Annotated in this window: 15 protein-coding genes; 2 read left to right on the top strand and 13 right to left on the bottom strand. The window is 47.1% G+C overall.

Annotated elements, in window-relative coordinates:
* Positions 1-67: 67 nt before the first annotated feature.
* From K8S19_02310 to lysS, 5 genes are all read right to left on the bottom strand, one after another.
* Positions 68-1,126 (bottom strand): ATP--guanido phosphotransferase, encoded by a 1,059-nt coding sequence (locus tag K8S19_02310; GenBank protein ID MCD4812518.1) that lies wholly within the window; start codon positions 1,124-1,126, stop codon positions 68-70.
* Entirely contained in the window at positions 1,123-1,629 is a 507-nt protein-coding gene (locus K8S19_02305) for a UvrB/UvrC motif-containing protein (GenBank protein ID MCD4812517.1), read from the bottom strand. The genes K8S19_02310 and K8S19_02305 overlap by 4 nt, the downstream gene beginning before the upstream one ends.
* Before the next feature lie 18 nt (positions 1,630-1,647).
* On the bottom strand, positions 1,648-2,322 hold the full coding sequence (locus tag K8S19_02300; GenBank protein ID MCD4812516.1) for an ABC transporter ATP-binding protein: 675 nt from the start codon (positions 2,320-2,322) through the stop codon (positions 1,648-1,650).
* Positions 2,315-3,568 (bottom strand): lipoprotein-releasing ABC transporter permease subunit, encoded by a 1,254-nt coding sequence (locus tag K8S19_02295; GenBank protein MCD4812515.1) that lies wholly within the window; start codon positions 3,566-3,568, stop codon positions 2,315-2,317. The genes K8S19_02300 and K8S19_02295 overlap by 8 nt, the downstream gene beginning before the upstream one ends.
* Positions 3,569-3,629: 61 nt before the next feature.
* Complete coding sequence (gene lysS / locus K8S19_02290) at positions 3,630-5,159, bottom strand: lysine--tRNA ligase (protein ID MCD4812514.1); 1,530 nt, start codon at positions 5,157-5,159, stop codon at positions 3,630-3,632.
* A 308-nt stretch (positions 5,160-5,467) separates the two neighbouring features.
* Here lysS and K8S19_02285 point away from each other — a divergent pair, with 308 nt between their 5' ends.
* On the top strand, positions 5,468-7,978 hold the full coding sequence (locus tag K8S19_02285; protein ID MCD4812513.1) for a T9SS type A sorting domain-containing protein: 2,511 nt from the start codon (positions 5,468-5,470) through the stop codon (positions 7,976-7,978).
* Positions 7,979-8,176: 198 nt separating this feature from the next.
* Positions 8,177-8,530, top strand: coding sequence for a PilZ domain-containing protein (locus K8S19_02280; GenBank protein ID MCD4812512.1), 354 nt, complete (start codon positions 8,177-8,179; stop codon positions 8,528-8,530).
* A gap of 72 nt (positions 8,531-8,602) precedes the next feature.
* On the opposite strand, the gene K8S19_02275 is transcribed toward K8S19_02280, so the two are convergent.
* The 8 genes from K8S19_02275 to K8S19_02240 form a co-directional block, all read right to left on the bottom strand.
* A complete protein-coding gene (locus tag K8S19_02275; protein ID MCD4812511.1) occupies positions 8,603-9,118 on the bottom strand; it encodes a DUF2914 domain-containing protein in 516 nt (171 codons plus the stop codon).
* A 217-nt stretch (positions 9,119-9,335) separates the two neighbouring features.
* Positions 9,336-10,736: a DUF2079 domain-containing protein gene (locus tag K8S19_02270; GenBank protein MCD4812510.1), complete on the bottom strand. Its 1,401-nt coding sequence runs from the start codon at positions 10,734-10,736 to the stop codon at positions 9,336-9,338.
* A gap of 194 nt (positions 10,737-10,930) precedes the next feature.
* Positions 10,931-11,659: a hypothetical protein gene (locus tag K8S19_02265; GenBank protein MCD4812509.1), complete on the bottom strand. Its 729-nt coding sequence runs from the start codon at positions 11,657-11,659 to the stop codon at positions 10,931-10,933.
* Positions 11,660-11,817: 158 nt separating this feature from the next.
* A complete protein-coding gene (gene secF / locus K8S19_02260) occupies positions 11,818-12,732 on the bottom strand; it encodes a protein translocase subunit SecF (protein MCD4812508.1) in 915 nt (304 codons plus the stop codon).
* Between the two features lie 30 nt (positions 12,733-12,762).
* Entirely contained in the window at positions 12,763-14,100 is a 1,338-nt protein-coding gene (secD, locus tag K8S19_02255) for a protein translocase subunit SecD (protein ID MCD4812507.1), read from the bottom strand.
* Between the two features lie 176 nt (positions 14,101-14,276).
* Complete coding sequence (locus K8S19_02250) at positions 14,277-15,998, bottom strand: HEAT repeat domain-containing protein (GenBank protein ID MCD4812506.1); 1,722 nt, start codon at positions 15,996-15,998, stop codon at positions 14,277-14,279.
* Between the two features lies 1 nt (position 15,999).
* Positions 16,000-16,578 (bottom strand): 16S rRNA (guanine(966)-N(2))-methyltransferase RsmD, encoded by a 579-nt coding sequence (rsmD, locus tag K8S19_02245; GenBank protein MCD4812505.1) that lies wholly within the window; start codon positions 16,576-16,578, stop codon positions 16,000-16,002.
* Positions 16,579-16,595: 17 nt separating this feature from the next.
* On the bottom strand, positions 16,596-16,991 hold the full coding sequence (locus K8S19_02240; protein MCD4812504.1) for a response regulator: 396 nt from the start codon (positions 16,989-16,991) through the stop codon (positions 16,596-16,598).
* Positions 16,992-17,072 lie beyond the last annotated feature (81 nt).

Genomic DNA, 17,072 nt, shown 5'->3' with positions numbered 1-17,072 from the left:
TAGGAAATAAACTATCATTTTACAATTTTTAATCCATTTTCTAAATATTAATTTGCTGCGTATTCAATTATTTAAAGAAATCGACTGAAAGTCTCTTCCGGACCAATTCAGCACGTTGCCTTAATTGCTCCGCAGTACCCAACGACTGCTTGGCCGTCATTTGAAGATGGGATGGTTGTATCAACAAAAGAAGTTCATGAATGCTGTTCAAAGGCACTTCTTTTATCAACTTCAGCTCCGAACCCAAACGGATGGCGGAAAGCAAATCAAGCGCTTCTCCCAAACCGAGTAAATGGCAGTGGGCAAGAATACCAATTGCCCTCCCAACCTTATCCTCGAGTAAGTGACGTTCTTCCTTAAGCAATTTCCGACGCGCTTCTTCTTCACGATCAATAATCTGACGGGTCACACCGGCCAGATGCTGAACAATCTCTTCTTCTGTCCGTCCCAGGGTCACTTGGTTACTTACTTGAAAAAAAACACTTTTCAATTCCGTCCCTTCTCCGTAAAATCCGCGCACAGCAAGACCCATATGGAGCACAGCCTGCAAAACCTGAACAATACCTCGTGTGAGGGTCAATGCAGGCAGATTAAGCATCACCGATGCACGCAAGCCGGTGCCTACATTGGTTGGACAAGCACTTAAATAACCAAATTCTTTGTGCGTCGCCACCTCAAAAGTACTATTAATCACTTCATCCAGCTGACGGGCCGACTGCAGCCCTTTTTCCAGATTCATCCCGCTTTGGATGGACTGAATCCGAATATGATCCTCCTCGTTAACGATCAGGGAAAGCGTTTGGCCCGGCCCGGTCGCCAATCCGGTAAAATCCGGTTCCCGTGCCGAATCCATGTGTACCAAACCGCGTTCCGCAAAAACACCCCGCATAACACTGTCTAAATCGCGCAACCTCAAAAAATGCATGGCAGGCCGCAGCGTGGTATTGGAAAAAAAATTTTCGAATTCTCCAAGAATCACTTTGCGTTCCGGTTTATCCGAGGTAACTAAAAACCGGTGCTGCGCAAGATTACGCGCCAACCGGATGCGCGTCGAAATCACGATTTTATTATCATCTGTGGTCTTGGCTCTCAACCAGGCTGGAAATGCCGGTTTCTTCCCTTTCATGATGCATCCCCCGCTTTTCCAAACTGCTGGATGCGGTCTCTAAGCTTGGCCGCCATTTCATATTTTTCCGTCGTGACTGCTTCGTGCAGTTGTTCCTTTAATTTTTTTAATTCTTCATGCCGGTTCTTTTTATTCTCAGCAGCAGACGATTGTTTTCTCCCCCGGTGTTCCTCAGACTGATGGAATTGACGCATCAATGAAAGAAGATTTTCATAAAAAGCATCATAACACTGCGGACATCCCAAGCGGCCAACTTCGCGAAAGCGCGTAAATGTCATCCCGCACTGCGTACACCGCAGCCCTTTCGCGGTCAAAGCGGCGGATCCCAGCTCTAAAATCGAGGCCAAAAGTTCATGAATTACCATGGCCGGTTTGGAAAGCATTTCACCCAAATGCCTATTTTGCGCACACGTTTCACAAATATGCATGGTCGTTTGCTTGCCTTCAATCGTTTCAATCAGGTAGACCGAAGCCTCTTCCTGATGACACAAATGACACAACATCGCTGCGATCCCCCTTTCCTAGACAATACGCCCATCTTCAATTGTAATCGTCCGGCCGGCCAATGCACCTAGTTCAGGATTATGCGTCACCATGATTACTGTTTGCCCTTGCTGCTCATTAATCTGTCGAAACAGATGGTGGATTTCTCTGGCCGTAGGTCCGTCCAAATCTCCGGTCGGTTCATCCGCCAACAATAATTTGGGCTGATTCATCAACGCCCGGGCAATGGCAACCCGTTGCTGCTCACCACCGGAGAGTTCTCCCGGCCGATGGTTCAAGCGTTCTCCCAATCCGACTTCCCGAAGCAACTCGCGCGCCCGGGACAATGCCGCAGATACCCCAACACCGGCAATCCTCGCCGGCATCATCACATTTTCTTCTGCTGTAAACTCCGGCAAAAGATGATGCATCTGAAAAACAAATCCGATGTTCTTATTCCGGCTCTGTGAAATCCCTTCATCCGACTTCACAAAAAGATTATCTCCGTCTATCGTCACGCTGCCTGAAGAGGGATGCATCAGACCACCGGCAATATTGAGCAATGTTGTTTTACCTGCACCCGACGGACCCATGATGGATACCAATTCCCCTTTGGTCACATCCAAACTCACTCCGCGTAAAACCGGCAGACGGCTCTTGCCCATGACAAATTCTTTTTTTATATTTTCCAGCTGCAAAATTTGTTCACTCATAACGAATCGCTTCCACCGGGTCAAGTTTCGAAGCCTGCCAGGCTGGGTAGACCGCAGAAATCAAACAAACCACCATAGAAAACAACGTAATCATCAAAACATCCATTCCCTGCATATTCACGGGTAAGTATTCAATATAGTAAACACTTCCGCCGCCGGGAATATGCAGCGGATAAAATTCCAGTGCCAGGCAGGCAAGCAATCCTCCGGCCAGCCCCAGCAAGGTCCCGCCAACACCAATTGCCGCGCCTTCCACCAGAAAAAGGCGCAGGATAAACCGGCGGCCGGCACCCAAAGCCTTGAGGACACCGATATCCTTTTTTTTCTCCATCACAACCATGATCAGGGTGGAAGCAATATTAAACGCAGCGACTGTCACAATCATAATCAGAATAATAAACATCACAAGTTTTTCCGTCTCCAGCGCAGTCGCTAAATTCTTGTTCATCGACATAAAATCCCTTACCCAAAAATCATTCCCGAGTTTTTGCAAATCTTGCGCCACATGCCGCGCCTCATCCAAATCATCTACTTTGGCGGACATGCCATTGACGGTGCCGGGAAGTTCAAAGAGTATCTGGGCGGTTTCCAGGGAAATATAGGAAAACGTCGCATCATATTCATACATGCCCGCCTCAAAAATCCCGACAACCTTGAGCTTCGTCACTTTGGGCATGGTTCCGGCTGCCGTCACTTTAAAGACCGGTGCCACCACGATAATTTCATCCCCAATGAGCACACCCAGTTTACGGGCAATCTCTATTCCCAGGACAATCCCGCGTCCATTCAGTGCATTGGCGGCATTATCGGGTTTAACATCCAGATTCGTCAAGGAACCGCTTTTCATGTTCTCAGAAAGTCTGGTAACCTTGGTCTCTCGGGCTGTATCAATTCCCCAGACCATGGCCCCTTCAACATGGTGATCCTTTTTCAGCATTATCTGGTTGGCCAAATAAGGTGAAATACCCAAAACGCGCGGATGGGCTTCGGCTTTTTTCAGGACTGTTTCCCAATTATCAATACCACTTTGATCATAGGTAGCCAAAATCACATGCGCCTGCGAGCCGATAATTTTTTGCCGAATATCATCCCGAAATCCATTCATCACGGACATGACAATAATCAGGGCCATCACACCCAATGCAACCCCGGCAACCGAGATCACAGAAATCAGCGAGATAAAAGTCTCCTTTTGTTTGGCCTTTAAATAACGCAACCCTATTTGATATTCAAACGGCAATACCACGCTTTGTCTCCTCGGAAAATAACGATTCAGTCATTGACCCCATCCCCTTGCGGTAAGTTCTTTAAGGTTGGGTTGCGATATCCGGCGCAGCCGCCACCGGCTCACCATCATCCTGGTTTACCTGTTTGATCTGCCGCAGTTGAGGGAAAAGAATAACATCCCGGATCGAGGGCGAATCGGTCAAGAGCATGACGAGACGATCAATCCCAATCCCCAATCCACCGGCCGGCGGAAATCCATATTCCAAGGCACGAATATAATCCTCATCCATCATCTGAGCTTCTTCATCACCTTTATCGCGTTTCTTGCCTTGTAGTTCAAACCGATTTTTCTGTTCCACCGGATCATTCAATTCGGAAAAACCATTGGCGTATTCATGCCCGGCAATGTAAGGCTCAAAACGATCCGCCAATTCCGGCCGTCCCTCTTTTTGCTTGGCCAACGGTGAAAGCTCAATGGGAAAATCAATCACAAATGTCGGTTGAATTAACTTAGGCTCAACCAACCCTTCAAACAGTATCTCAACATACTCAGCTTTGGAGGCTTTTTCCGGAGATTCCAAATGATGTTCCTTACACAGTGCCTGTAATTTTTCCAGTGTCATGTTCCAGACATCCACGCCGGTCTGTTCATTCACTGCTTCAATATATCCCAAGCGGCGCCAGGGCGCGGCCAGTTGAATTTCCTTGCCCTGATAAACAATGGTGGTACTGCCGTGAATAATTTTAGCCAGATGAGAAAAAAGTTTTTCCGTCAGTTCCATCATGGTCTTTCCGTCCACATACGCCTGATAGACCTCCAGCATGGTAAACTCAGGATTATGCATTGTACTGATTCCCTCATTACGGAAATTACGATTAAGTTCAAAAACCTTTTCAAAGCCACCTACCAAAAGACGCTTCAAATACAATTCAGGCGCAATGCGCAAGTACAAGTCACGACCAAGGGCATTGTGATGGGTCATAAAGGGTTTGGCTGCCGCGCCGCCCGGAATCGCCTGCATCATCGGTGTTTCCACCTCTAAAAAGCCCAACTGATCAAGAAAATTTCTGATTTCTTTCACAATACGAAACCGAGTCCGAAAAACCGAACGGGATTTTTCATTGGCAAGCAAGTCGAGGTAACGCTGCCGGTACCGCACTTCGACATCCTTAACCCCATGCCATTTTTCCGGCATGGCTCGAACCGCTTTGGCCAATAAAGTGAATTCTTCCACCCGAATCGTGAGCTCGCCGGTGCGGGTTCTAAAAACCGGCCCCTTGACACCAAGAAAATCGCCGACATCCAGACGCTTCACAACTGCAAATAGTTCCTCACCCAGTTCATTCGTACGTAAATAAATCTGCACCTGTCCACTCTCATCCTGAAGGTGGCCAAAAACCGTCTTACCGTGCATACGCAAAGCCTTTATTCTTCCGGCAGATGATACCTTCACATCCGATTGGTCTTCTCCCTGCAAACGCTCAAAAGTGGCTGTGATCGCCTGAGTACTGTGGGAGCGAGCATAGTGATACGCATAGGGCTCCACACCGGAATCACGTAATGACTGGATTTTTTCCAATCTTTGTTGGATCAATTCTTTTTCCGACACAATTTTCTCCTTTTGCGGCCACCAAACAACCCTCCTGGTCCAAACCGCAAGAAATCACTACTATATTATATATAAAACAAATAATGGCATAGTCTATCAACGGCCGAATGCTTTGTCAATCCCAGGTTTAAAAATCTATTCAAACACCGCCGGTTACCGCCAAATTAAAATTGCATATTCCAAATGTTCCTCTATAATAAATTTTGCAGTATCAAATCCACCAAGAACGTTTTATCAAATAACTCTTTTTACGGCAATGCCACATGGTATACTATATATGATTTTATTCAAACTACAGGCGCGGCACTATGAAAAAAACACTTTTGATCCTCCTGCTGGTATTCATGAGTCTCTGGGCAAAAAACGGTATTTCAGCAACCCCGATTACCATTGATGCCGCCTGGATTACGTCCCAGGGGCCGCCTCCTTATCCGCTTGACCAAGCGAATACCACCTACTCGTTGGCAATGGATATTTCGGTGGAGAATTCCGCTTTCCTGGTTTTGGAAGAAAATATCATCCTGGATTTAAATAATCATACCGTGACCTATAACCAATGCACACCGGTCGTGGTTGACAATGGCAGTTTTGAAACCGGCAGCGGGACATCAGTTCCCAGCTGGGACCTTTCCTCTGCACCCAGCGCAGCGATCGCCACCAATACAACCTATCTTTTTGGTTCTCAAGTACTGCGTTTCACAAATATTAATACCACAGAAACCATCATCTCCGATCCCATCAGCCTCCTGCGTACGGACCATACCTATGTGGCCGTCATCACGCCCGGCAATCGCGCTGATTACCGGACACAATTGACCCTCAAAGTGGTTGACCATATTACCAATACCATATTAGCCTATGGTGTCAGCAACAATGTCGAACGCGGTTTCTCCGCAGTTGCTGAATTCAGACCCCAGACAACCCATCCGATCCGGCTTGAAATAGAAATTGATCCGCAGATCGCGACCACACTGGATCTTGATGATGCCAGGGTGGTATCCGCTTATGACAGCGGCATCATCGCAGCCCAGCAATGGAGCGGCGATATTCCCGCCATGTCCAATTTTGACCCGGCACTTACCGTGATCTATAACAGCGCCCGCAGCGGTATTGAAAATTTCACTTTGCAAAACGGCACTGTCACCCAGGGTAATGGCACGGGTTATAAAAGCTCACCTTTGGAATTTGGCGGCATCCACGGCCTGTTGGTGGAAAACATCACGCTCAATGCCAATGGCCCGGACACAACCACACTCCGCGCACCTGCGCTGGCTTGCTTGGCCGGCACATCGACTCTGGATGCCATCGTACGCAATTGCACACTCAATCACACAATTGACCTGGTCGCCAACCGCATGCACGGACCCAGTGTGATTGCACTTTCCGGCGACTGCAATATTTTAATCGAAAACAATACACTCCGCGATGGACCGCAATCCGGCATCAACGGCGGCAACTCCGAGGATCACACCTATATCGTTCGGAATAATGATATCCGCAATACCGCCGTCGCACTCAATGCCTATGCAATCGGTCTGGCGGGAATTCAAAATTTTGATATTCATGATAATACGATTATTACCACACATGGTCGCGGTATCTGCATCGACGGTTATACTGCTGCTGCGACAGAAAACGGCCGCATCTACAACAACCATGTCGCGGTCCAGGAACTTGGCAACCGTGAAACCCTTGATATCGTCACTGCCCGGGCATTGCGCATCCGCAATAATGTCGATGCCATGGGCCCGCACCGCAACCTGCATATTTACGATAATACGTTTATCGCCACAACCGCAAGCGGCCAGGGCCAAAGTGCCTATGGCGGCCGGGTTAGTTGGACCAACCAGAACAACCAGATGAATAACGCCAATCTACTTATTGAGAACAACACCTTTAAGGCGGTCGCGTATGCTGTAACGCATACTGCAAAAGCTTTTGTTCTTGATGGCGCCGCCCAAAACATCAATGCGCTGTTGCGCAACAACGTCTTTGAAAGCAATCATATCTCTCTAAAAATTTTAGATTCCGATGGCGGGGATACGTATGATACCGATTTCATCTCCAATACCATTCGTCGTAGCACGGAAGGCGCTGTCATGGCTTACCAAAGTATCGAGATCGGTTATTGGATTTATGCGGCGCACGACATCCGTCTGATTGACACCCAGTATGATAGCGCCGCCACATCGGTCGCCTGGTCAGGCAGCGGCCTCAAGAACATTCCTACCGGCTGGCTGCTTAACCTGCTGGTTGCAGACCAATCCGCACTGCCGCTTTCTCAGGCAATTATCAACATCACAGACAGTTCATCTGCAATTGTCTATACCGGCAGCACCGATGAAAATGGCCAGGCAGCCATTCCTTTGGCATCCCTGATTTATTCCCAAACCGGATCAGATCCGCAAATCATTGAAACCGAATCACGCAATCCTTTTCAAATCACGGTCGACCGGCCCGGTTATCTCACATCGGTCATGTCGCTGGCACTCGACCAGACCCTTTCCAGGTCCATTGTATTGGCGCAAGACCCTGCCATCGTCTATTCGCAACAAATGGAGAACAATGAAGTGATCGTGTTCCCCATTCCTGCACAGAATCAGGTCCATTTCCTCTTCGCAGCCAATTTATCCGGCACAGCAACAATTCATATCTATAACATGCTCGGTGAAACGGTTGCCCGCCTATCCGGTACGCTCTTCGGTCTTCAACCGGAAATAATCTGGAATGCCGCCTCCCTTTCGCCGGGTATTTATATTTTTACCATCTCGCACAACAACAAACTGCTTAAAAAAGGCAAACTCAGTCTGATTCACTAAATTGGCAAACGTGCTTCCCAACAACGTATTGGGGTTATTTTTTATTATTCAATTTTTTTATTCATTCACTCATTATATACTATTAACAGAATTATAAAAATCCACAGGCTTACCCGGCACCCGGCATTCGCCGGGCAAGTCCGCCGGGCAAGCTGCCCATTGTGTTCACGTCAACATGATAAAAAAAGGAGCCAACCGATGGGTCTTGAAAGAAAATTCGCCAGAGTGGACATGAATTATCCGGTTATCTGTGTTTTTACGGATAACGACCTGGGCAAAGACATCAAAGCAACCGGATACGTCAATGATTTAAGCCTGGGAGGCATGAAAGTACGCGTACCGATCCCGCCTGAACTGCACAACGCCACATCCTTAGTTTACTCCCTCACGCTTCCAGAACCGTTTCACACCCTCACCGGCCAAGGCGCCATTGTCTGGCAGGATAAAAACACAGCGGAAAACATGCTCTATTTTGGAATGTCGTTCTCCGCCCTTTCTGTAAATGACCGCCGGACATTGCTGGCCATCATTAATGAACTTGTTGAGCCGTAGACATTTTTTTATTCCTACCACCAAAAAAAAGAGGGGCTTTTGAGCCCCCCCTTTTTTTTGGAACCATCCACCTTATTCCGCGATCATAAATTCCAGGGTTTTAATCACTTTCTCGCCCACAACAACATCGACGGACCAGGTGCCTGTCCATTCAGGCATAATATTTTTTGAGCTATAAATACGCCATGGCGATCCACCTACTCCTAAAGAGACTTCCGCCATCACTTGCTCCCCTTTTTTCCAGCGGTGAATAACCTGGACCGGATCAGTAACACCTGAAATTTTTGTCCAACAATAAACCTTCACGACATCCTTGGAAAAGGATGTATTCTCACCGACTGGTTGACGCGCTTCAATACCCGTTGCAATCACGCCTTCAACCACCTGTATGCCGGATTGCACGGATGCCTCCATTGCTCCGGTAACTTTGGTCTCCGCTCCGGCGGCCTTGGCCTCCGCTCCGGCGGCCTTGGCCTCCGCTCCGGCGGCCTTGGTCTCCGCTCCAACGGCCTTGGTCTCCACTGCCTGCGCATTAATAGCCAGCAAAGCTGTCAGTACCACTGCCATTACCCACATCCCTTTTTTCATGTTACGTCCCCCTTAAATGGATTTAAATTACTTGTCACCAATACCACAAAACAAAGTCCTTGAAAACAATTATTTTATTTTTAGGTTGCAGGTCCATCCACAGATTTCGACGACAAACAACTGACACTTAGCGCATTTCCTGCAGCGCAGCTACTTTATCGTGCCAGCGCGAACACGATAAACCCGTGGCATTTTTATCCCATTTTCGCAAAAAAGATTATTTCGAATCTGCCGGGGGGGTATCTTTAGGTTTCTTAAGAAAAATCAAAATACCTGATTCTTCTTTCCAGGTGCGATAACGTGTATCCATACGCATTTGGTCGAGTGCGCGCAAATAATTGGTTCGGGAAAAAGGCCATATATTACCCTTCATATGAAAAATAACAAAATGCGGCAGGTCCTGGTTAAACGGATTGACCCCCAGCACTTTAACCCGGTTCTGTTTCTGTATATGCGGCGCGATGTTTGCCTGTGCCAGCACCTTCCCTTTGGCAGGAATTTTATCCAACAATTGCTGAATTGCTTTATGTTCCGGTGTCACACGCAACGGTGTTATCCAGGAAAAATTAAACACCACAAGAAAAAGCCCCAATCCCATCAAAATCCGGTTCCGATCCGGGCTGCTGGCAAACAATTGCGACACTTTACGCCAACCGGCAATTATCGCAATAAACAAGAATGGCAAAATCGGCGCTGCATAATAGAGTTCCAAATTAGCCTGGGGTAAATGCGAGGATGCCAATTGGACCCAGAGCGGAACCAACACTATTAATCCCCACCCGGAAAAAAACGGCAGCAGTGCCATGGAAAAAATCATCTGAAAAAACTGGGCCTTAAAAAACACTGCCAGCGATACGACCGGCTGGCTAAAGGCGCCCCCCACAATGCCAAAAAGACCCTTGCCAAACTGGGACCAATGAGAAAAATAGGGGTAAACGCCATGATGGGCCGGCAATAAAACCATCAGCGAAACAATCCCGACCAGCAATGTAACACCGGCGGTTATCAACAGCGGCAGTCGCTGGCCGCGCTTCAATATCCCGCCTGCCAAAGCGATGGCAAAAAGATAAAAACCCATATCCTCCTTGATTGTCAAACAAAGCGCCAACATGACCCAATACGGCCGGCCAAATCCCGACAGATAAAAATCGACCAATAAAAACAAAAGCAACGGCATGAAATTTTCTACATGAAAATCCGAGAACACTATATTTTGAGTATAAATATAGTTTAAATAAATAAACACCATCATCAATGCCGGCCAGACGGCGAGTTCAAACTTCCTGGCAATCCGGTACAACGGCACTGCCGCACCTGCAATTAAAATCGCTTGAATTAAAAAAAGCAATTCGGGAAACGAAAGAAATTTAAACACTGGAAAAAGCATATATAAAATCGGAGAAAAATGATCTGCTAAAAGGCTTTTCCCAAGTATGGGCGCAAAAAGCGCAGCATGTGAAAGTCCTTGCAGGTAGACGGAAAGATCCACGGCGAACGAATTAAAACTGTCGTGACGGAATAAATTGTAAAAAAAATAAAGCAATGTATAAATGCCGACTAAAGAACCCAGGATAATTTTTTCATTGATAACAGGAAGGGTGATTTTCTTCTTGATCAATAAATGTCCACCATAAAAAAGTCCTGCCCATATACATCCTTTTATAAAAAGCAAGCGTTCCCCTCCGCTGGTTGATCATTCATGCTACGTCCAGGTATCACTATGTTTTTTCCAAACACGATATCATTTAAATTCAGTGTAACTTATTCGCATCAGAATAGCCACTGAAAAACTATTTTCTGATTTGCTGAAAATCATTGCGCCTGAACGGTCATCTCCCAATACGCCAGATCCCATTCCCATCCCTGAAGACGATGATTTTTATGCAGTGAAAAAAACCAGTTTTTGTTCCCTGATTCCCAACCAGTGGTTTTTAAGACAATTGTATCATCTTCAATTTTGGATACAATTTCCACCTGCGGATGCTCCAAATTCCCGAATTCCGAGACAATCACTTCCAGCCCGTCTTTATATTTTACGGCAAATCGCTCGTTGTAATCACGCCCAAACCCAAAGTCGCGTGAAATTAGTTTTCGCAGCGCCGGGGCATCCTGTTTGATCACCGCTCTTTCCAAACGCAGAATTAATTCATCCACCGAAGTCACGACCCAGCTCTTATCCCCCAAGAGCCAGATCAACCGGTTCTCCGTCATAATACCCAACTGCCCGCCTTGGTAAAGCAGCGGATAATTCATCAAAAGCCGGAGATATAGGCGTTTGGCATCGGTTTCCCTCCCAAAACTTTCAAAAGCCCGGGCAATGGTATACAAATAATAAGCCAGCGAAACAGTTCGGTCAAAATAGCGCGTCTTAATTTTGATGGTTTCTACACCGGCCTTTTCCAAACGCCGGTAATCATAATAAGACTTCACGACTTCCTGCGGTTTTTGATAATCAATACTTCGTTGCGGTATTTTCCCCTGCATGCAGGCGGGCAACACGGCCATTAGCACGATTATACTGACTATCCAAAGTCGATTCATAAAAAATCACATCCTACACAGACTTTGCGCATTGATTATCTTTATTGAGTATACCTTATTTCTTCATCCGAATCAAAAACGAACTTTTCTCTTATACAAAAAAAGCCATCCCTGAATCCCCAGAGATGGCTTCAAAAACAATCTATTATTCCGATTCATTACCGAGGCAAAGGATCTCGCGTATGCCATTCCGCCAAGATGCTTGAAGCTACAAAAATCGAGGAAAATGTACCGATAACAATACCCATCATCAGGGCCAAAGAAAATGCATGTATCACTTCACCGCCAAGAATAAAAAGTGAGAGCACCACCAAAAAAGTGGTCCCTGAAGTAATAATGGTCCGTGACAAAGTTTCATTAATACTGGAATTGATAATCGTCAACATATCCTCTTTGCGGCGATGACGCATATTCTCCCGAATACGATCAAACACAACAATGGTGTCATTGAGCGAATACCCTGCCACCGTTAAAAGTGCGGTAATTAAAATCCAGCTCACCTCATACTTCATCAGAACAAAAATACCCAGAATACCAATAACATCATGAAACGTTGTAAAGGTTGCCGCAACGGCAAACCGAAAATCAAACCGCCACCAAATATAGAGCAAAATCATAATCACTGCCCAAAAAATTGCATAAATCGCCTGCTGACGAAGATGAGCGGAAATAGAAGGCCCGACATCTTCCGAAGCCAGCAGCGTCACAGGATTATCCAAGATTTTCTCCTTGAGAACCTCCAGCACCTGTGTACTGACCCGCTCGGTTGGCAGCTTGGGAGCAAAAACGCGCAACATATATTTATACCGTCCCGCCTCACGGATAAATTGCTGATTCACATCCTGAAAATCCGGATGCCGCAACGCCTCACGCAGCCGCTCCGACCCGATGGCTTTCTCAAATTCAATTTCCATGCTGGTACCGCCGGAAAAATCCACACCCATATTGGCACGATTTCCTAAAATTTGAATAAATGCAAAAATACCAATTCCCAACAACATAATGGAAATTAAAAAAGCACTGCGACGTACGCGCATAAAATCAATATGAGTATCTCGAATAATTTGAAACATCGGCTTTATATCCTCCTCAGCGATTAAATCCTAAATGGATAATTTTTTATAGTGCTTACGTGAATCAAACATAAGCTTGGTTACCACCAAGGCGGTAAACAACGAAATACCAATACCGCAAAGCAAGGTTACACCAAAACCCTTGATCGGTCCGGTACCAAACTGATACAAAATAAACGCTGTAATCAAAGTTGTCACATTGGCGTCGATAATGGTCCAAAGCGCCTTGGCGTAACCGGAGTCAATGGCTGCACGCACGGTCTTACCGCCTTTTAGTTCTTCACGAATCCTCTCAAAAATAAGCACATTCGCATCCACGGACATACCCATGGTTAAAATAATTGCGGCAATGCCCGGCATGGTTAGTGTGGCCTGGATGGCGGCCAGAAGCGCCAATAGAAAAAGAAAGTTGAGCACCAATGCCACATCGGCAATAATACCGGAAGACCGGTAGTAAATAATCATAAACAGCACAACCATAATAACGCCCACGATCCAGGATAATTTCCCTTTTTCAATGGAGTCGCGGCCAAGCGTCGGGCCGACAACATATTTATTGATGATCGTAACCGGCGCAGGCAGTGCACCCGCGCGGAGTACCAGTGCCAAATCCTTGGCTTCCTGGAGTTGGAATTGACCTTCAATGATGCCGCTCCCGCCGCCAATGCGTGATTTAATCACAGGCGCCGAATAGACCCGGTTGTCAAGAATAATTCCCAGACGACGATTGACATTGCTGCCGGTAATCCCGGCAAATTTCTTTCCACCCGCGTTGTCCATTTTGAATGAAACAATCGGACGGCCGTATCCATCCATCTGGACTTTCGCGTCGGTCAGACTCGAGCCTGTCATTAAGCGCTTGGATTCCATGACAAAAAGTTCGCCATCCCGTCCAGAGATAATCTGGACCCCCTCAGGAACTTTAGCTGCCACCGTATTGCCATCCGCATCCATCATATCCGTAAGACTATGGGTGTCATCCACCAGTTTGAATTCCAGTAATGCAGTTTGGCCGATAATTTTAACCGCGCGTTCCGGATCTTTGATTCCGGGCAGCTGTACCACAATCCAGTCTTGACCTTCACGTGTAATCAGTGGTTCCGTAACACCCAATGCATCCACCCGGTTACGCAAAACTTCGATAGCACGGTCTCGGGCCTCATTAATATCAACATCCCCAGGCAGCTCTTTTGTATCTACTTCCATCTTGAGATACATCCCGCCTTGCAGATCCAAACCAAGATGAATCTTTCCTTTTTTTACCAAACCACCCTCAGTATCCTTAACATCAAAAGGCGGATAAACAGCCCAGATGCTGGCAATCACCAGCACAACTGTCAGGGCGGTTAACCATTGGCGTAAACGCATAATGAAAATTCCTCCTTCATCGGTACATTTGCAGGACAATTCATGAATTTCCCTGCAAATGAATTGTTTTAATAAAATGATTGAAAATAAAACAGATTTGGGAAAATATACACTATTGGAAGGGCCGTGTCAATAGCAAATAGGTACCCTAAAATGCATCCATCCTGCTGTTTTTCCTATCGATCCCGGTTTTCCCGAATAACCCGCTGAATGGTTTGACGTACCGGGATAGAAGGTTCGCGTTTAAGATACCATTTCAATTGATAGAGAATCTCGTCGTCCGCAGATCGCCCCAACCCTGCGATGACTTCCGAGCGAATATCCTCATCCCGGGTATCCAGCGTATGCCACAAAACCTGCCGGAAATCTTTGTATCCCGCCTTCACCAAACCGGCAGCGCATAAAATTCTCACCAAAGGGTCCCGGTCATCATTGGCTGTATCTGCCAGCGCGCGAATGCTTTTATCGTCCAAAATACCTTCCAAGCCGATAATCGCAAAGCGTCGAATATCGGAATAACCATGTTCCAGTGCTGTGATAAGTTTTACCCGACCACTCGGATCTCCCATCACACCCAAAATCAGTGCAGCCGTAAATGCCCGCGTAAACTGGGATGATGTCAGGTCTTTGAAAACCGCCGCCTTCATCTCCGGCTTAGCGATGGCACCAATAGCCACTGCATACGCCAGACGGGAATCCAACGGTACTTCAAGACTTTGGAGCTCCTGCCATAAAACATCCGCACCCTGAGAATCTCCCAATTTAATCAGTGCACGCGCCGCAGCAACCTTGACTTCAGACGCCTCATCTTGATTGGTAATCAGGCTGCGAAGCGGTTCTTTAGCCTGCAAAACACCTAATTCTCCCAGTGCCATGACAGCCGTCGCGCGGACCAGATTGGATGGATGGTCCAATTTTTCCAGCAGTTTTGGCCCGGCAGACGTTGCGCCGAGTTGGGCCAGCGCATACGTTCCCCAGTGCAATACAGTCGGATCCTGACTCTCCATCACATCGAGTATAACCGGAATACTTTTCGGATCCGGTATTTCCACCAATGCATATAAACAAGCCATGCGAACCCGCGGGTCCTGGTGTGTCTGTAAAAGCCGATGAATATCCGGGACAGTTGAAAAAGACTGAATCTGCGCGAGTGCATAAAGCGCATGCATCATCAGGCGTTTATCCTTTTCCTGTAAAACGCCGAGTAGCAGCGGGACCGGAGCAATGCGCCCCATATTGGAAAACGCATCAATTAAATGAACTTTGGTTTTTTTCCCGGCCTTCGGCCATACTGCCATGAGAGGCTGCAAGCTGGCCGGCCGGCCCATGACCGAAAGAACCAATACGGCGGTCTGCCGAATTTTCCGATGACGGTGATCCAGAAAAGGATGCACTTGTACTTCAAAATCCTTGGGAGGTTCCATGCGGTAAACCAATTCACGCAACGACTCCATAACCAACAAAATTAATTCCGTGTCCTTCGGATAGGCCGCTGCCGCCGCAATCAACTTATTGGCCATTTCAGGATCGCGCACAATCCCGGCCACATCAACCGCCGCCAACCGTATCTTGCGTTTTTCAGCACGCAGTCCCGCATGTATCTGCCCGGCAATACGCGGATCATCCAACCCGAACAAGAGCCGCTGTGCCGTACGCCGTACAGGTTTGGATCTATCTTCCAGCATGGTCTGTATAATCAGTCCGCGTGATTCCTCGGTATTCATGGCGGATAATTTTTCTAAAAGGAGCATCCGTTTATATTCCACACTCTTGCTCATTTTCTTGGCGAGCTTTTCAACCGCAGTCATTTTTTTTTCCAACGCCCCTGCCGATCCGGGCGGCATGCCGGCCCCTGTCAAAAGAAACAGTGTCATTACCAACATCGTTAAACACTTCATCTTAATCCCCTCTTGTTTCAATCGGTGTTGACACCGCAAAAAAACTTAACGCGGTTTTCCCGTAAAAACGCGTTTGCAGGCGTTTACATCCGGCCCATGGTTCCGGAACCGGCAAATGCCTGCTATGCTGAAGAATCAGCCGACCGTCCGGTTTGAGCAACCGGCCAAGCTGTATGCCTGTTTCCCAGCGGGCAATTTCAGACTGCTGATACGGCGGATCCATAAACACAATATCAAATTCCCGATGATGCGCAATCAACCGGCCGGCTTCCAGCCACGCATCATTGCGCCGCACATGAATAACTGTTCGGGATTCCTGAAGTGCACCGGCATTTTTTTCCAGAGTTTTCACAATCACGTGGTCTTGTTCAACCAAAACAACGCTTGCAGCGCCCCGGCTGACAGCTTCCAAACCGATGCTGCCGGTACCGGCATACATATCAAGAAAATCCCCCCCGGGGAAACGCGGCATTAAAATATTAAAGAGGGACTCACGAATCCTGGTCAATGTCGGACGACTGTCCAAACCGGATGGGGATTGCAATATTTTCCCTTTATATTGACCGGCAATAATACGCATAGGACGACTCAGTGGAATCAAGCAGATGGTTGGGCAACAAGAAATTTTTTAATCCGCTGCCGAAGTTTTACAGGTTCAAATGGTTTGACAATATAATCATCCGCCTTGACTTTATAGCCTTCTTCAATCTCCCGCTTCTGGCCAAAGGCGGTAAGCATCACCACCGGAATTCCAGCTGTTCTGCGATCGCCCTTTAAACGGCGACATATTTCATACCCATCCATTTTCGGAAGCATGATGTCCAGTACAATCAGATCAGGGGACGCGGTCATGCCCATATTCAACCCTTGCTCTCCGTCCGTCGCTTTCATCAATTCATAATCATCAGAATCAAGGGTCACGTCAATCAACTCCATAATATCGGGCTCATCTTCAACAATCAAAATTTTAAATTTTCTCCCCATTGCCGCCATGTACAATCCTCCCCATCATTCATCAAATATTATAAGGGGTTCGAATTATGCTGGCAAGCCTATTCTGTCTGTTTTCATGTT

It is taken from the genome of bacterium, from assembly GCA_021108215.1.
In the GTDB taxonomy this organism is placed as follows: domain Bacteria; phylum Oederibacteriota; class JAAXVQ01; order JAAXVQ01; family JAUVAV01; genus JAIORK01.
The sequence above is the reverse complement of the archived record's forward strand: the minus strand, read 5'-3'. Positions and strand labels throughout refer to the sequence as shown.

Bases quoted from the DNA above. Each gene is read 5' to 3' on its own strand.
- K8S19_02310 (MCD4812518.1), bottom strand. From the start codon at position 1,126: ATGAAAGGGAAGAAACCGGCATTTCCAGCCTGGTTGAGAGCCAAGACC.
- K8S19_02305 (MCD4812517.1), bottom strand. From the start codon at position 1,629: ATGTTGTGTCATTTGTGTCATCAGGAAGAGGCTTCGGTCTACCTGATT.
- K8S19_02300 (MCD4812516.1), bottom strand. From the start codon at position 2,322: ATGAGTGAACAAATTTTGCAGCTGGAAAATATAAAAAAAGAATTTGTC.
- K8S19_02285 (MCD4812513.1), top strand. From the start codon at position 5,468: ATGAAAAAAACACTTTTGATCCTCCTGCTGGTATTCATGAGTCTCTGG.
- K8S19_02280 (MCD4812512.1), top strand. From the start codon at position 8,177: ATGGGTCTTGAAAGAAAATTCGCCAGAGTGGACATGAATTATCCGGTT.
- K8S19_02275 (MCD4812511.1), bottom strand. From the start codon at position 9,118: ATGAAAAAAGGGATGTGGGTAATGGCAGTGGTACTGACAGCTTTGCTG.
- K8S19_02265 (MCD4812509.1), bottom strand. From the start codon at position 11,659: ATGAATCGACTTTGGATAGTCAGTATAATCGTGCTAATGGCCGTGTTG.
- secF (MCD4812508.1), bottom strand. From the start codon at position 12,732: ATGTTTCAAATTATTCGAGATACTCATATTGATTTTATGCGCGTACGT.
- secD (MCD4812507.1), bottom strand. From the start codon at position 14,100: ATGCGTTTACGCCAATGGTTAACCGCCCTGACAGTTGTGCTGGTGATT.
- K8S19_02250 (MCD4812506.1), bottom strand. From the start codon at position 15,998: ATGAAGTGTTTAACGATGTTGGTAATGACACTGTTTCTTTTGACAGGG.
- rsmD (MCD4812505.1), bottom strand. From the start codon at position 16,578: ATGCGTATTATTGCCGGTCAATATAAAGGGAAAATATTGCAATCCCCA.
- K8S19_02240 (MCD4812504.1), bottom strand. From the start codon at position 16,991: ATGGCGGCAATGGGGAGAAAATTTAAAATTTTGATTGTTGAAGATGAG.